General features: G+C 73.7%; 13 protein-coding genes. 1 reads left to right on the top strand and 12 read right to left on the bottom strand.

Annotated elements, in window-relative coordinates; translation table 11 throughout:
* Window positions 1-499: 499 nt before the first annotated feature.
* The 5 genes from AB0D44_RS12620 to bldG form a co-directional block, all read right to left on the bottom strand.
* Entirely contained in the window at window positions 500-2011 is a 1512-nt protein-coding gene (locus tag AB0D44_RS12620; RefSeq protein WP_362588584.1) for a class I SAM-dependent methyltransferase, read from the bottom strand.
* Between the two features lie 254 nt (window positions 2012-2265).
* Complete coding sequence (locus AB0D44_RS12615) at window positions 2266-2832, bottom strand: small secreted protein (RefSeq protein ID WP_362588582.1); 567 nt, start codon at window positions 2830-2832, stop codon at window positions 2266-2268.
* A gap of 179 nt (window positions 2833-3011) precedes the next feature.
* Complete coding sequence (locus AB0D44_RS12610) at window positions 3012-5414, bottom strand: sodium-translocating pyrophosphatase (protein WP_362588580.1); 2403 nt, start codon at window positions 5412-5414, stop codon at window positions 3012-3014.
* Window positions 5415-5670: 256 nt separating this feature from the next.
* Window positions 5671-6111, bottom strand: coding sequence for an ATP-binding protein (locus tag AB0D44_RS12605; protein WP_362588577.1), 441 nt, complete (start codon window positions 6109-6111; stop codon window positions 5671-5673).
* A gap of 99 nt (window positions 6112-6210) precedes the next feature.
* The gene (gene bldG, locus AB0D44_RS12600; protein ID WP_069920854.1) at window positions 6211-6552 is read right to left on the bottom strand and encodes an anti-sigma factor antagonist BldG; all 342 of its coding nucleotides are present in this window, start codon (window positions 6550-6552) and stop codon (window positions 6211-6213) included.
* A gap of 81 nt (window positions 6553-6633) precedes the next feature.
* Here bldG and AB0D44_RS12595 point away from each other — a divergent pair, with 81 nt between their 5' ends.
* Window positions 6634-9090 carry a DEAD/DEAH box helicase gene (locus AB0D44_RS12595; RefSeq protein ID WP_362588574.1) on the top strand — a complete coding sequence of 819 codons (2457 nt, stop codon included), beginning with the start codon at window positions 6634-6636 and terminating at the stop codon, window positions 9088-9090.
* Between the two features lie 48 nt (window positions 9091-9138).
* On the opposite strand, the gene AB0D44_RS12590 is transcribed toward AB0D44_RS12595, so the two are convergent.
* The 7 genes from AB0D44_RS12590 to ssd all read right to left on the bottom strand — a co-directional run bounded on the left by AB0D44_RS12590 (window position 9139) and on the right by ssd (window position 14002).
* Window positions 9139-9471, bottom strand: a complete 333-nt coding sequence (locus AB0D44_RS12590) for an Rv3654c family TadE-like protein (RefSeq protein WP_362588571.1) — start codon at window positions 9469-9471, stop codon at window positions 9139-9141.
* Window positions 9468-9854 carry a TadE family type IV pilus minor pilin gene (locus AB0D44_RS12585; RefSeq protein WP_362588568.1) on the bottom strand — a complete coding sequence of 129 codons (387 nt, stop codon included), beginning with the start codon at window positions 9852-9854 and terminating at the stop codon, window positions 9468-9470. Before AB0D44_RS12585 ends, AB0D44_RS12590 begins: the two co-directional genes overlap by 4 nt.
* Entirely contained in the window at window positions 9841-10038 is a 198-nt protein-coding gene (locus AB0D44_RS12580; RefSeq protein ID WP_257555616.1) for a DUF4244 domain-containing protein, read from the bottom strand. Before AB0D44_RS12580 ends, AB0D44_RS12585 begins: the two co-directional genes overlap by 14 nt.
* A gap of 88 nt (window positions 10039-10126) precedes the next feature.
* Entirely contained in the window at window positions 10127-10903 is a 777-nt protein-coding gene (locus AB0D44_RS12575) for a type II secretion system F family protein (protein WP_362588565.1), read from the bottom strand.
* Window positions 10903-11787, bottom strand: coding sequence for a type II secretion system F family protein (locus tag AB0D44_RS12570; RefSeq protein WP_362588562.1), 885 nt, complete (start codon window positions 11785-11787; stop codon window positions 10903-10905). Before AB0D44_RS12570 ends, AB0D44_RS12575 begins: the two co-directional genes overlap by 1 nt.
* Window positions 11784-12932, bottom strand: coding sequence for a TadA family conjugal transfer-associated ATPase (locus AB0D44_RS12565; RefSeq protein WP_362588559.1), 1149 nt, complete (start codon window positions 12930-12932; stop codon window positions 11784-11786). Before AB0D44_RS12565 ends, AB0D44_RS12570 begins: the two co-directional genes overlap by 4 nt.
* Window positions 12929-14002, bottom strand: a complete 1074-nt coding sequence (gene ssd / locus AB0D44_RS12560; protein WP_362588629.1) for a septum site-determining protein Ssd — start codon at window positions 14000-14002, stop codon at window positions 12929-12931. The genes AB0D44_RS12565 and ssd overlap by 4 nt, the downstream gene beginning before the upstream one ends.
* Window positions 14003-14331 lie beyond the last annotated feature (329 nt).

The following is a 14331-nucleotide window of genomic DNA, read 5'->3' as shown; positions in this document are numbered from 1 at the left end:
CACTCGAACGGTAACCCGACAAGCGCCGGTTCTGCCGCCCGGATGCCGCGCCGGGCCCTTGCCGATCACCGGGCCGAGTGTCCGGGGGGCCGTCTGGCCCCCGCTCCCGGACCCACCCCGGAACCCTCTTCCACATCGGGTTTCACGTCGGCCGTCACCGCCGGACCGGGTCGGCCGCGGCCCTCTCGTGGGTGCCTCGCGGGGCACCGCGCCCCGAGGGCCGGCGACGCGCCGGCGGCGGGCAGCGCCGGCGGTACGGCCGCGACGGGGCGCACGCCCTCGGCCACCGGCGCGCCGCGCCGGGCGCGCGCCCCCGTCCAGGCCTGCAGAGCGGCCCCGAACAGCAGGAACACGGCGTCCGCGAAAATCTCCGGGCCGCTTTCCCTGCCGTTCTCCCCTCCCCATGGGCCGCTCACAGGATCCGCCCGGATCCCGCTGCGCAGAGCCTTCCAGCACTTCGCGTACGGCAGGCGAACCCCCGGTTACATCCAGGTTCCGGCTAGTGCGCGGGGCCCGTGACCGGCTCCAGGAAACCCTGCTCGACCAGCATCCGGATCGCCTCCGGCGTCCGGTCCCGCAGCACGACCGGATCTTCCTGCACCAGGTGCGCGATCGCGTCCAGGATCCGTCCCGCGGTCAGTGAGCCGTCACACACTCCCGCGAAACCCGCTCCGACCGTGTCGACCTTGGTCGCGCGCCGCATTCCGCGGTGCTGCCGGAGCACGACGTGCTCCGGATCCTCCGAGCCGGGCGAGCCGACCTGCTCCTGGACGACCTCGCCGGCCAGCTGGAAGTAGCCCTCCAGCAGCGCCGCGTCATCGTGGTCGCGCAGGTAGTCCTGCCGGGCGAAGTGGGCCAGCACGGTCTCGCCGAGCGGCTGCTCCACCGAGTGCGGCCACTCCTCCACCACGATCGAGGGCTCGGCCGCGTCCGTCCGGCGCAGGGTGATCCACCCGAAGCCGACGGACTTCGTCTTGCGCGCCTCGAACTCGTCGAGCCAGTCCTCGTAGCGCCGCGCGTACTCGGCGGGGTCGGTGCGGTGGTCGCCCGCGTCCCGCAGCCACAGCTCGGCGTACTGCGTCACGTCCTGTACGTCGCGCTGCACGATCCACGCGTCGCAGCCGCGCGGCACCCAGGCGCGGACGCGGTCGCGCCAGTCCTCGCCCTCCACGTGCTGCCAGTTGCCGAGGAACTGCGCGTACCCGCCGGGGTTGAGGTGTGCGCCGGCCTCCTGGACCAGGGTGCGGCACAGGTCGTCGCCGCCCATGCCGCCGTCGCGGTACGTGAGGCGGGCGCCGGGGGAGATCACGAACGGCGGGTTGGACACGATCAGGTCGTACGTCGCATCCCCCACCGGCTCGAAGAGCGAGCCGGTGAGCAGCTCCGCCTCCGGGGCGCCGGACAGCGCGAGCGTCAACCGGGTGAACTCCAGGGCCCGCGGGTTGACGTCGGTGGCCGTGACCCGGGTGGCGTGCTGCGCCGCGTGCAGCGCCTGGATGCCCGATCCGGTGCCGAGGTCGAGGGCGGAGCCCACCGGGACGCGGACGGTGATCCCGGCCAGCGTGGTGGAGGCACCGCCGACCCCGAGGACCACTCCCTCTTCCCGGCTGCCGATCCCGCCGGCCCCGCCGACGGCGCAGCCGAGGTCGGAGACGATGAACCAGTCCTCGCCGTCGGGCCCGCCGTACGGGCGCACGTCGACGGTGGCGTGCACCTCGTCGCCCTCCCGGCGCAGCCATCCGTCGGCCAGCGCGGCCTCGACGGGCAGCGCCTCCGCGGCGTGCACGTACGGCTCCGGCTGCTGCAGCAGGAAGAGCCGGACCAGGCTGGCGAGGCCGTTGCCGCGGCTGCGGGTGGCGCGCAGGGCGGGGACCGTCTCGCTGCGGGCGAGCGCGGCGTACGCGGGGGCACCGAGCAGGTCGAGCAGCCCGTCGGCGGTGAAACCGGCGGCCAGCAGGGCGGTGCGCAACTCGGCGGCGTGGTCGGGCGAGGGAAGGCTGGTGGTACTCACCCCACCATTGTGGCCGCTGGGGCCGACAATCCGTGCGCCCGCGCGGCTGTCGGCAGGGCGGATCCGCCCGAACCGAGAGACAGCGGCCCGGCGCCGGCGGCGGGGCGGGGGCACGGACCGGCTGCGACGCGCCGACTCCGGCGCACACGCACCGCCGGCGAGGCGGCGGCCGGGACCCGCCGCGACACGACGAGGCGGCCGCGCCCCTTCGGGACACGGCCGCCGGGCCGTCGTCAGCTCACCTGCCCACCGCGCTACTTGGGCGACGGCGAGGGCGCCGCGACCTGGCAGCCCTTCTGGCTGTTCATCGCCTTGTCCAGGCCCCCCGCGTTGAGCTGGGCCAGGGCGTCCTTGCCGCCCTTCGTGGCCTCCTGGAGGCCGCCCGCCAGCTCCTTGAGCCCCTCGGCGAACTTCGTCTGGTCCTTGGCGTCGAGGGCGTCCATCTTGGCCTTCAGGTCGGCGTAGCCCTTGGAGGTCTCCTCGAAGCCCTTGACCGCCGCGTCCAGGGTCGCCTGGCCGTTCTTGACCGGCGGGACTCCCGCCCCCTGCAGCGCGCTCCCCATCGTCTTGTACGACTCGGACATGGTCGCGAACGCCGCCGAGTCGGTCTTCTGGACCTCCTCGGGCTTGCTGCTCTCGGTCGCCACGCGCTTGATCTCGGCGTTGGCCGCCTCGACCTTCTTGAGCTCGGGCTGCCACTGGTCACAGACCTTCTTGGCCCAGGCGTCGGCCTTCTTGTCGCTGTCGTCCCCACCGCAGCCCGACAGGACGAGCATCAGTACCGCACCGCCCGCCACTGCGGCCGCAAGCTTCTTGTTCACCGGATTGGTCCCTTCGAAGGCTCTCGGCCCGGAAGATACACGGCCGCCATCCGGCTCCGCACAAAGGCGGACAGACGGCGCGTCAGTCCGCGCCGCCTGTCCGCCGTTCGGGCGTACGGGCATCCGGCCGGCCCTGCCCGGCCCGATGCCCCCTGCCCCTACCGCTGTCGTGCCCCGGGTCAGGAGACCGTCGCGGGGTCGGCCTGCTGGCCCACCCGCTCGGCGGCTCCGCCCTCGCTGTCCTCGCCCACGGCGATGCCGCGACGCTTGGAGACGTACACCGCGCCGATGATGACGCCGATCGCGAGGACCGCGACCACCGCCCGTACGGTCGCACTGGTGTCGGCCCCGTAGCTGAACTGCACGACCGCCGGGGCGATCAGCAGGGCCACCAGGTTCATGACCTTCAGCAGCGGGTTGATGGCCGGGCCGGCGGTGTCCTTGAACGGGTCGCCGACCGTGTCGCCGATGACGACCGCCGCGTGGGCCTCGCTGCCCTTGCCGCCGTGGTGGCCGTCCTCGACCAGCTTCTTCGCGTTGTCCCACGCGCCGCCGGAGTTGGCCAGGAACACGGCCATGAGCGTGCCCGTGCCGATGGCGCCCGCGAGGAAGGAGCCGAGGGCGCCGACGCCCAGGGTGAACCCGACGGCGATCGGCGTGAGGACGGCGAGCAGGCCGGGCGTGGCGAGCTCGCGCAGCGCGTCCTTGGTGCAGATGTCCACCACGCGCCCGTACTCGGGCTTCTCGGAGTAGTCCATGATCCCGGGGTGCTCGCGGAACTGGCGGCGCACCTCGTAGACCACGGCGCCCGCGGAGCGCGAGACCGCGTTGATGGCGAGGCCCGAGAACAGGAACACCACCGCCGCGCCCAGGATCAGCCCGACCAGGTTGTTGGGCTGCGCGATGTCCAGGCTGAGGTTCATCTCCCCGGCCTTGGCCCCGACCTCCTTGACCGCGGTGGCGATCGCGTCGTTGTACGAGCCGAACAGCGCGGCCGCGGCGAGCACGGCCGTGGCGATGGCGATGCCCTTGGTGATGGCCTTGGTGGTGTTGCCCACCGCGTCCAGGTCGGTCAGGACCTGCGCCCCCGCGCCCTCGACGTCGCCGGACATCTCGGCGATGCCCTGGGCGTTGTCGGAGACCGGGCCGAAGGTGTCCATGGCGACGATGACGCCGACGGTGGTGAGCAGGCCGGTGCCGGCCAGGGCCACCGCGAAGAGCGCCAGCATGATCGACGTACCGCCGAGCAGGAACGCCCCGTAGACACCGAGGCCGATCAGCAGTGCCGTATAGACCGCGGATTCCAGGCCGACGGAGATGCCGGCGAGGACGACGGTGGCCGCCCCGGTGAGGGAGGACTTGCCGATGTCCCGGACGGGACGGCGGTTGGTCTCGGTGAAATAGCCGGTCAGCTGCTGGATCAGGGCCGCGAGCACGATGCCGATCGCGACGGCGACGACGGCCAGGATGCGCGGGTCCCCGGAGTGGTTGGTGATCGCGGCGTTCTCGACGCCCACGAGCTCCTTGTAGGTGGCCGGCAGGTACGCGTAGACGGCGATCGCGACCAGCACCAGCGAGATCACCGCGGAGATGAAGAAGCCGCGGTTGATGGCGGTCATTCCGCTGCGGTCGCTGCGCCGCGGGGACACGGCGAAGATGCCGATCATCGCGGTGATCACGCCGATCGCGGGGACGATCAGCGGGAAGGCCAGGCCCAGGTCGCCGAAGGCGGCCTTGCCGAGAATGAGCGCGGCCACCAGGGTGACGGCGTACGACTCGAAGAGGTCGGCTGCCATTCCGGCGCAGTCGCCGACGTTGTCGCCCACGTTGTCGGCGATGGTCGCGGCATTGCGCGGGTCGTCCTCCGGAATGCCCTGCTCGACCTTGCCGACCAGGTCGGCGCCGACGTCGGCGGCCTTGGTGAAGATGCCGCCGCCGACACGCATGAACATCGCGATCAGCGCGGCGCCGAGGCCGAAGCCCTCCAGGACCTTGGGTGCGTCGGCCGCGTAGACCAGGACGACGCAGGAGGCGCCGAGCAGGCCGAGGCCGACGGTGAACATGCCGACCACGCCGCCCGTGCGGAAGGCGATCTTCATCGCCTTGTGGGCGACCTCGGTCAGGTCCTTGGCGGGCTCGCCCTCGGCGGGGGTGGCCTCGCGTGCGGCCGCGGCGACGCGGACGTTGGCGCGGACCGCGAGCCGCATGCCGATGTAGCCCGTGGCCGCCGAGAAGAGGGCGCCCACGAGGAAGAAGGCGGAACGTCCCGCCCGCTGCGACCAGGTGTCGGCGGGGAGCAGGAAGAGCAGGAAGAACACCACGACGGCGAACACGCCGAGGGTGCGCAGCTGGCGGCCCAGATAGGCGTTGGCGCCCTCCTGCACCGCCGCGGCGATCTTCTTCATGCTTTCGGTTCCCTCGTCGGCGGCGAGCACCTGGCGGACCAGGATCTGCGCGACGACGAGCGCGGCCAGTGCCACGGCCGCGATGACGATCACGATGAGCCGATTGTCATCGGTGAGTACTGCGGCTGCCAGATCAGAGGTGCGGTCCGGCGCGATAGGGGTGAAGAGCCCCGTCATTCGTCCTCCTTGACGTGATGAGCTCAAGATGTGGACGGATTGTAAGGAGCGCACCCTGATCAAAACAGTGCGCAGGAAACGGAATTGGCGTGCTCTTGCTCCTCAGCAATAGATCGCGTCACTCCATTACCCCCGAAAGAAGTAATGGGGCAAAGGCATTGACGCCGGGTCATTGATCTAGGGAAATGAAAAAGGCCCTGCTCAGCAGGGCCTTGATAAAGATCGGAAGATACGAAGGATTCCGCGCGCAGTGGATCTACGGCAGGTCGGCGGCTCCCGCGACCGGCCAGCTCATCCGGATGGTCCCGCCCGATTCCCCACTGGTCACCTCGACGTCGTCGACGAGCCCGCTGATCACGGCGAGACCCATCTCGTCCTCCCCCTCGATGTCGGGGTCCAGGACGGCCGTGATGCCGGACACGGCATCGGCCGGGCCGCCGCCCGGTCCGGGAACCTCGTCGCCGACCTCGATGGAGAACACCTTCTCCTCCTCGGTCAGGACGACCCGGACCGGCGCGGTCAGCCCGTTGCTGCGGTGCAGTCCGACGGCGCGCGAGCAGGCCTCACCCACGGCGAGGCGGACCTCGTCGAGGACGGCTTCCTCCACTCCGGCCCGGCGCGCCACGGCGGCCGCGACGAGGCGGGCCGTCCGGACGTGTTCGGGCTGGGCGCTGAAGCGCAGTTCAACGGTGGCCATGCGCGTCCCCCTCGGACAACGGGCGTGCCTTGACAGGGGCCCGGGCCACCTGTGGCCCGGTACCCCCGCTCTCCTTCGGCTCCTTGTCTGCGGGAGCCGTCAGTCGGTGGCGTTGACGGCGTCTTCCACGGAGGTGTGGATCGGGAACACCTTGGTCAGACCAGTGATGCGGAAGATCTTCAGGATGCGCTCCTGGTTGCACACCAGACGCAGCGAACCCTCGTGCGCGCGGACGCGCTTGAGGCCTCCCACGAGCACACCAAGTCCGGTGGAGTCGAGGAAGTCCACTCGCTCCATGTCGACAACCAGGTGGTAGCTGCCGTCGTTCACCAACTCGACCAACTGCTCGCGCAGCTTGGGCGCGGTATACACATCAATCTCGCCACCGACCTCTACGACCGTACGGTCGCCGACAGTGCGAGTCGACAGGGACAGGTCCACGGATCCTCCAGCACCTTGCTATCGAGCGGCGCCCCCCAGGGGCCTCCCCACCCGAAGGTAGGCGAGGGATTGGCTGCCGCGATGGCATTCAATCACTTACCGGCAGGCGCGCACGACGCCTTGGGACCATTGTCCCGCACGCCAGTGACACACTCGGTTCCAATGGCCAATACTCACCGTCCCGGTCGGCCCACGGCACCCGCGGACCCCAAACCCACCCCCGGCACGGTCCTCGACCGGCTATCACGGGGGTCTTCCCGGGCTGCGCGCATCACCCATACGGAGCACTTGCCCCCTCGGGAGGGCCGTCATGCAGTCTGGCCCGACCGCATCCGAACGGATGTCGTAGCCGCGATTCAGGCCGCCGGAATCGACCATCCGTGGGAACACCAGGCCCAGGTGGCCGAGCACGCCCTGGACGGGGAGTCCGTCGTGGTCGCGACCGGCACCGCCTCGGGCAAGTCCCTGGCCTATCTGGCGCCCGTCCTCTCCGCGCTCGCGGACGGCGCCCAGGCTCCGAACGGCCGCGGCGCCACCGCCCTCTACCTGGCCCCCACCAAGGCCCTGGCGGCCGACCAGCGGCGCGCCGTACGGGACCTGGCCGCCCCGCTCGGCACCGCGGTCCGCCCTGCCGTCTACGACGGCGACACGCCGGTAGAAGAACGCGAATGGGTGCGTCAGTACGCCAATTACGTCCTCACGAACCCCGACATGCTGCACCGCGGCATCCTCCCGGCCCATCCGCGCTGGTCCTCCTTCCTGAAGGCACTGCGCTACGTGGTGATCGACGAGTGCCACAGCTACCGCGGGGTCTTCGGCTCCCACGTGGCCCAGGTACTGCGCCGGCTGCGGCGGCTGTGCGCCCGCTACGGCTCCGACCCGGTGTTCCTGCTGGCCTCGGCCACCGCGAGCGACCCGGCGGCGGCGGCCTCCCGGCTGACCGGAACCCGCGTGATCGAGATCACCGAGGACGCCTCGCCCCGCGGCGAGGTGGTCTTCGCCCTGTGGGAGCCGCCGCTCCTGACCGAGCTGCGGGGCGAGAGGGGCGCGCCCGTACGCCGCACGGCCACGGCCGAGACCGCGGACCTGCTGACCGACCTGGTCGTCCAGGGGGTCCGTACGGTCGCCTTCGTCCGCTCGCGGCGCGGCGCCGAGCTGATCTCGGTGATCGCCCAGGAGCGCCTCTCCGCGGTGGACCGCTCCCTGGCCCGGCGGGTCGCCGCCTACCGGGGCGGCTACCTGCCCGAGGAGCGCCGGGCCCTGGAGCGGGCCCTGCACTCCGGCGAGCTGCTGGGCCTGGCCGCCACGAGCGCCCTGGAGCTGGGCGTGCACGTCGCGGGCCTGGACGCCGTCCTGATCACCGGCTACCCGGGCACCAGGGCCTCCCTGTGGCAGCAGGCGGGCCGCGCCGGGCGCGCGGGCCAGGGCGCCCTGGCCGTGCTGATCGCCCGTGACGACCCGCTGGACACCTATCTGGTCCACCACCCCGAGGCGCTGTTCCGCCGGCCCGTCGAAGCCACCGTGCTGGACCCCGACAACCCGTACGTCCTCGCCCCCCACCTGTGCGCCGCCGCGGCGGAGCTCCCGCTGACCGAAGCGGACCTGGACCTCTTCGGCCCGTCGACCGAGGACCTCCTCCCCCAGCTGGAAGCGGCCAAGCTGCTGCGCCGGCGGGCCACGGCCTGGCACTGGACCCGCCGGGAGCGGGCCTCGGACCTCACCGACATCCGGGGCGGCGGCGGCCGCCCGGTGCAGATCGTCGAGGCCTCGACCGGGCGGCTGCTGGGCACGGTCGACGAGTCGGCCGCGCACACCGCCGTCCACGACGGGGCCGTCCACCTCCACCAGGGCCGCACCTACCTCGTGCAGCACCTGGACCTGGAGGGCGCGGCGGCCCTGGTCGAAGAGGCGAACCCGCCCTTCTCCACCACCGCCCGCGACACCACCTCCATCTCCGTCCTGGAGACCGAGACCGAGGTCCCCTGGGGCCCGGCCCGGCTCTGCTACGGCTCGGTTGAGGTCACCAACCAGGTCGTCTCCTATCTGCGCCGCAAACTGATCACCGGCGAGGTCCTGGGCGAGTCCAAGCTGGACCTGCCGCCCCGCACCCTGCGCACCCGGGCCGTGTGGTGGACGGTCACCGAGGACCAGCTCGACGAGGCCGGAATCAGCCCGGAGATCCTCGGCGGCGCCCTGCACGCCGCCGAGCACGCCTCCATCGGGCTGCTCCCGCTGTTCGCCACCTGCGACCGCTGGGACATCGGCGGCGTCTCCGTGCCGCTGCATCCCGACACCCTCCTCCCCACGGTCTTCGTCTACGACGGCCACCCCGGCGGCGCCGGATTCGCGGAACGGGCCTTCCACACGGCCCGCGCCTGGCTGACGGCCACCCGCGACGCCATCGCGGCCTGCGAGTGCGAGGCCGGCTGCCCTTCCTGCATCCAGTCGCCCAAGTGCGGCAACGGCAACGACCCGCTCCACAAGCGCGGCGCCATCCGCCTCCTCACCCGCCTCCTGGCGCAGTCCCCGCCTGCCTAGTGCTGATCAGGCCGGAAGGATTGGGGCGGCATCCTTTCCGGCCGCGGCTCAGCCCTGCGACGGGCCCGCGCGGGCCCGGATCGCCGGGGTGAAGGTCCCGGCCGCCGGGCGGGCCGAGACCTCGGCGACCTCGCCCCGGAGGTCGCAGGCGCCCAGCGCAGCGCCCTGAGCCCGGGCCACCCGCAGCGCCGCTGCACAGGCCGCCTCCGGCCCATGGGCCCACGACGCCGCCGCCGCGAGCGCCGCCAGGTCGGCGGCGGCCGCCGCCCGGTGCCGGGCCACCACCGCCTGGCCGAGCAGCAGCACACCACCGAACACCGCCCCCAGGACGGTGGCGACCAGCACCGCCCACACCGTCGCCGAACCCCGGTCCCGGCTCACGGCGGCGGCCCCACGCTGTCCTCCGCCAGGGCCACCGCCTGCGCCCCGAGCCGTACCGGCAGCCCGCGCGGGCCGGGAGCCGGGGCAGCCACCCGCACCCGCCAGAGGTCGCCCTCCCGCTCCAGCTCCACCCGCGCCCCCGGCGGCGCGGCCGCCCGGGCCGCTGCCACCGCCACCTCCGCGGGCTCCGAGCGGGCTGCCGCCCGGGCGCCGGCCCGGGCCGCGTCCACGCACCGGATCTGCGCGGCAGCCGACATCAACGCCCACACCAGGAGCGCGGCGAACAGCACCAGGGCCGGGATCACCAGGGCCGCCTCCGCGGTCACATATCCCCGGTCGCCCCTTTTCCGGCCGGCGCCGGATCCGTCCTCAGAACGGCACATCGAGCGCCTTCCCGATGGTCGACTGAAGGGCCGTGGAAACCACTTCGCTCGTCACCACCTTGTACAGAACAGCGGCGAACGCACAGGCCGCGATCGTGCCCATGGCGTATTCAGAAGTGGACATCCCCGCATCGCCTCCGCGACCGCGCAGTGCCGTCCGTACCCGAAACCAGATGATCCTCATGTCAGCCTCCTGTTGATTACCGTTGTTGATGTCTGTTGTTGATGTCTGTTGTTAATGTGCGTTGTTGATGTGCGTGGCTCATGTGACGTCAGGTGTTCGCGAGAAGGCCCGAGGCCATTCCGATCACCACCGGGGCCACCCCGATCGCAAGAAATGCGGGGAGGAAACACAACCCGACCGGTGCCGTGATGAGCACGGCCGCCCGCTGCGCCCTGGCACCCGCCTGCCGGCAGCGGTCCTCCCGTAGGGCCGAGGCCAGCCGGGAGACCGGTTCGGCGGCGGGCGCTCCCGTCCGGGCGGCCCGCTCCAGGCATTCCGCGAGGGCACGGGCACCCGGTATCTCCGCCAATCTCCCCCACCCGGCGCCCGGTTCACCGCCGAGCCGCAGTTCCGCCCCTGCCTGCGCCAGCCGCTCGCCCACCGGGCCGCCGAGCGACTCCCCCACGACCTCAGCGGCCTCCACCGGACCGGCGCCGGCCGCCAGACAAGCGGCCAACAGATCGGCGGCGAACGGCAGCTGACGCTCCGCCTCCCGCGGGTCCACCGAGGCCGGGGGACGCGCCCTGGCCTGCCAGCGCCGCACCCCGAGCGCGGCCAGCGCGCCGACGGCCACACCGGCCGCCCCGCCGACGAGCACCCAGCCCGCCACCAGCGCCCCGACCGGCCCTGCCCACAAGGCCGGCGCACCGCGCAGCCGGGCACGCCACACCGGCTCCCGCGGGCTCGGCCGCACCCCGAGCAGGAGGCCGATCCTGCGCCGGACCCGGCTCTCCCGCATCCGCGCCGCCAGCGCCGAGGCCGCGCACAGCGCCGCCACCGCCAGCCACAGCCCCATCCCCAGCCTGTGGATCGCGAAGCCGCCCATCACCGCTCCCCCGTCCGTACGATCCGCCGGCACCACACCAGTCCCAGCGCCTCCAGCAGCGCGCCCGCGACCAGGCATCCCCATCCGACCGGGCTGTGCAGCAGCACCCGCAGCGGATCCGCGCCCAGCCCGGTGCCGATCAACAGCCCCACCAGGGGCAGCAGGGCGAGCACCACCGCCGTGGAGCGCGCCCCCGCCAACTGGGCCCGCAGCGACTCCTGCCGGTCCCGCTCGGCCCGCAGGGCGCCCTCCAGCCGCTCCAGCCCGGCGGCCAGGCCCGCCCCGCCGTCCACCGACACCCGCCAGCAGGCGGCCATCCCGGCCAGCCCTTCGGCGCCCGGCTCGCGGGCCGCCTGCCGCAGCGCCCCGGGCACGTCCCCGCCGAACGCCGCGGCGGCCAGTACCCCCGCCTCCGCCGCCCCGGGGCCGCCGGGGCCGGGCGTGGTGCGCCGTATCGCGGCAGTCAGGGCCTGCCCGGGCTGAGCTCCCGCCCGCAGCTCACCCACCACCGCACCGCACAGCGCCACCACCTCGGCGGCCCGGGCCGCCCGGGCCCGCTCCCGGGCCCGCGTCCGCAGCCACCGCCGCACGAGCGGCACCGCGACGGTCCCGGCCAGCAGCGGGATCACCGACCCGCCGAGCACCGCGACCAGCAGCCCCGCCCCGAGGACGGACCACTCCCGCCACCGCGCCGACCGCACCCGCACGGCGGCCAGCAGCCACTCCATCCGGGCCGGACCGCGGGGCACCACCGGACCGCCCCCGGCCAGCACCACCCGGGCCCGCCGGACCACCCGGTCTGCGCCGCTCAGCCCCCAGGCGGCCGCCACCGCACACAGCACCCCGGCGAACACGGGCACCGGCAGCGCCGCCCCCGGGCTCACCGGGCACCCCTCAGCAACGGGCGCAGCCGCTCCCAGCCCCGCTCCCGTACGAAGCCCCGCGCGGCCCAGCGCAGCGCCGGCACGGTGATCACCAACCCGGCGGCGTCCCGTTCGAGCACGTGCACCTCGGCCACCCGGCGCCGCCCCTCCCGGTCCCGGACGAGGTGGACCACCAGGGTCAGCGCCGCCGCCAACTGGCTGTGCAAGGCAGCCCGGTCGAGCCCGGCGGCCGTCCCCAGCGCCTCCAGCCGGGCGGGCACGTGGGCGGCCGCATTGGCGTGTACCGTTCCGCAGCCTCCTTCGTGTCCCGTGTTCAAAGCGGCCAGGAGGTCCGCCACCTCAGGACCGCGGACCTCGCCGACCACCAGCCGGTCGGGGCGCATCCGCAGCGCCTGCCGCACCAGGTCCGCCAGGGTGACCAGGCCCGCGCCCTCCTGATTGGCGGGCCGGGTCTCCAGCCGCACCACGTGTGGATGATCGGGGCGCAGCTCGGCCGAATCCTCCGCCAGCACGATCCGCTCGCCGGGGCCGACCAGCCCCAACAGTGCGCTGAGCAGGGTGGTCTTGCCCGTCCCGGTCCCGCCCGAGACGAGGAACGACAGTCGGGCCTCGACCATCTCCCGGAGCAGCCGCTGCCCGCCGGGCGGCAGGGTGCCGGCCGCGACCAGTTCCTCGAGGGTGAACGCCCGTGGCCGGACCACGCGCAGCGAGAGGCAGGCCGAGCCGACGGACACCGGGGGGAGGACCGCGTGCAGCCGGGTACCGTCCGGCATCCGGGCGTCGACCCAGGGCCGGGCGTCGTCCAGCCGGCGTCCCGCCACGGCGGCCAGCCGCTGGGCGAGCCTGCGCACGCCCTCGGGGCCCTCGAAGGTCACCCCGGTCAGCTCCAGCCCGCCGCCCCGGTCCACCCACACCCGGTCGGGGGCCGCCACGAGCACGTCGGTGACCTCCGGGTCGGCGAGCAGCGGCTCCAGCGGGCCGGCGCCGACCAGCTCGGACCTCAACTCGGCGGCGACGCCGAGCACCTCCGCATCGCCCAGCAGCCTGCCCTGGGCCCGCAGGGCCGCCGCCACCCGCGCCGGCGTCGGTTCCGCCCCGGTTTCGGCGAGCCGCCTGCGCACCGCGTCCAGGAGCACGGCGCTCATGCCGGCACCCCCTGGGCGGAGCCGAGTGCGCGCTGCCAGAAGCCGTCGCAGAAGCGGGCCAGAGCGCCCCGCCCCTGGGCCCCCGGCGGTTCCCCCTCGGCGACCCGGCCCGGGAGGCCCACCTCGACCGGCACCTCACCGGCCAGCGGCGCGCCCAGGAGCTCGGCCACGGCCTCCGGTTCGAGGCCGCCGGGCCAGCGCCCCCGTACGACGACGCGCACGTCCCGGGCCACCATCCGCACTCCCGCGGCCACCCGGCCCGCGGCGGCCACCGCCCGCAGCTCGCCGGGCACCACCATGAGCACCAGGTCGAGCTGGGCCAGCACCTCGGCCACGGCTTCGTCCACCCGCCGGGGGAGGTCGACCACCACGACCCCGCCGCGGCGCCGGGCGGCGGCCACCACCGACCGCATCGCGGCGGGCGGCACGACCACCCGGTCCCCGCGGTCCCAGCTGAGCACGCGCAGGGCGTGCAGTTCGGGCAGGGACTCCTCCAGGGCTCCGGCGCCGACCCGTCCGCGCGAGGCCGCGAAGTCGGGCCAGCGCATCCCTTCCGCGTTCTCGCCCCCGAGGAGGACGTCCATGCCGCCGCCCAGGGGGTCTCCGTCGATGAGGATGGTCCGCTCGCCGGTGCGCGCGGCACGCACGGCGAGGGCGCAGGCGAGGGTGGAGGCCCCGGCGCCGCCGCTGCCGCCGATCACCCCGACGGCGAGGGCGGGCCGCCCGGCTCCTTCCACGACGTCGGCGATCCGGTCGACCAGGCGGCTCTCGGCGTCGGGGATCCTCAGCACCTCCTCCGCGCCGATCTCCACCGCCCGCTGCCACACCGCGGGGTCGTCGAGGTCCCGGCCCACGAGGAACACGCCGTCCCTGCGTGGCGCCCCGCGCACCCGCCGGGCCGCGTCGTCCCCGACCAGCACGAGCGGGGAGGACTCCCATCCGACGCCTCCTTGGGGTCCGCCGGCGCCGCCCGGCTCCGGCACCTCGTGGAGCACGTGCGGCTCGGCTCCCGCGGCGGCGCACAGCCGCAGCAGATCGTCGAGCAGCAGGGGATCCTCAGTGATGATCAGCGGGCGCCCGCCGCCGCTCCCGGCGGGCGCTGCGGACGCGGTCCCCGCTCCGGTCGGCGCCGCCTCCGGTGTTTCACACGACTTCGATCGAGCCACGATCTCCGCCCCCTTCTCCCTGCGAAATCCAGCACCGCGGACTTCGCGGCCGGAATCACCGTGCCGCGATCGGGGAAAAGAAGTGGATCTTGCTCGAAAACTGTGGACAACGAGTCGATTGTGAATAACCCGGTCACCCACTCAGGTGAGTTCCGGAGCGCGGCGGAACCACTACGCAGCGTCACGAGTCTCAGAGGGTGAGGGCCTTCGCCGTGGAGGCCCCGAACGACGGG

The organism is Streptomyces sp. NPDC048349, assembly GCF_040651925.1.
In the GTDB taxonomy this organism is placed as follows: Bacteria; Actinomycetota; Actinomycetes; order Streptomycetales; family Streptomycetaceae; genus Streptomyces.
The sequence above is the reverse complement of the archived record's forward strand: the minus strand, read 5'-3'. Positions and strand labels throughout refer to the sequence as shown.

Bases quoted from the DNA above. Each gene is read 5' to 3' on its own strand.
- AB0D44_RS12610 (WP_362588580.1), bottom strand. From the start codon at position 5,414: ATGACGGGGCTCTTCACCCCTATCGCGCCGGACCGCACCTCTGATCTG.
- AB0D44_RS12605 (WP_362588577.1), bottom strand. From the start codon at position 6,111: ATGGCCACCGTTGAACTGCGCTTCAGCGCCCAGCCCGAACACGTCCGG.
- AB0D44_RS12595 (WP_362588574.1), top strand. From the start codon at position 6,634: ATGGCATTCAATCACTTACCGGCAGGCGCGCACGACGCCTTGGGACCA.
- AB0D44_RS12585 (WP_362588568.1), bottom strand. From the start codon at position 9,854: ATGTGCCGTTCTGAGGACGGATCCGGCGCCGGCCGGAAAAGGGGCGAC.
- AB0D44_RS12580 (WP_257555616.1), bottom strand. From the start codon at position 10,038: ATGAGGATCATCTGGTTTCGGGTACGGACGGCACTGCGCGGTCGCGGA.
- AB0D44_RS12575 (WP_362588565.1), bottom strand. From the start codon at position 10,903: ATGGGCGGCTTCGCGATCCACAGGCTGGGGATGGGGCTGTGGCTGGCG.
- AB0D44_RS12565 (WP_362588559.1), bottom strand. From the start codon at position 12,932: ATGAGCGCCGTGCTCCTGGACGCGGTGCGCAGGCGGCTCGCCGAAACC.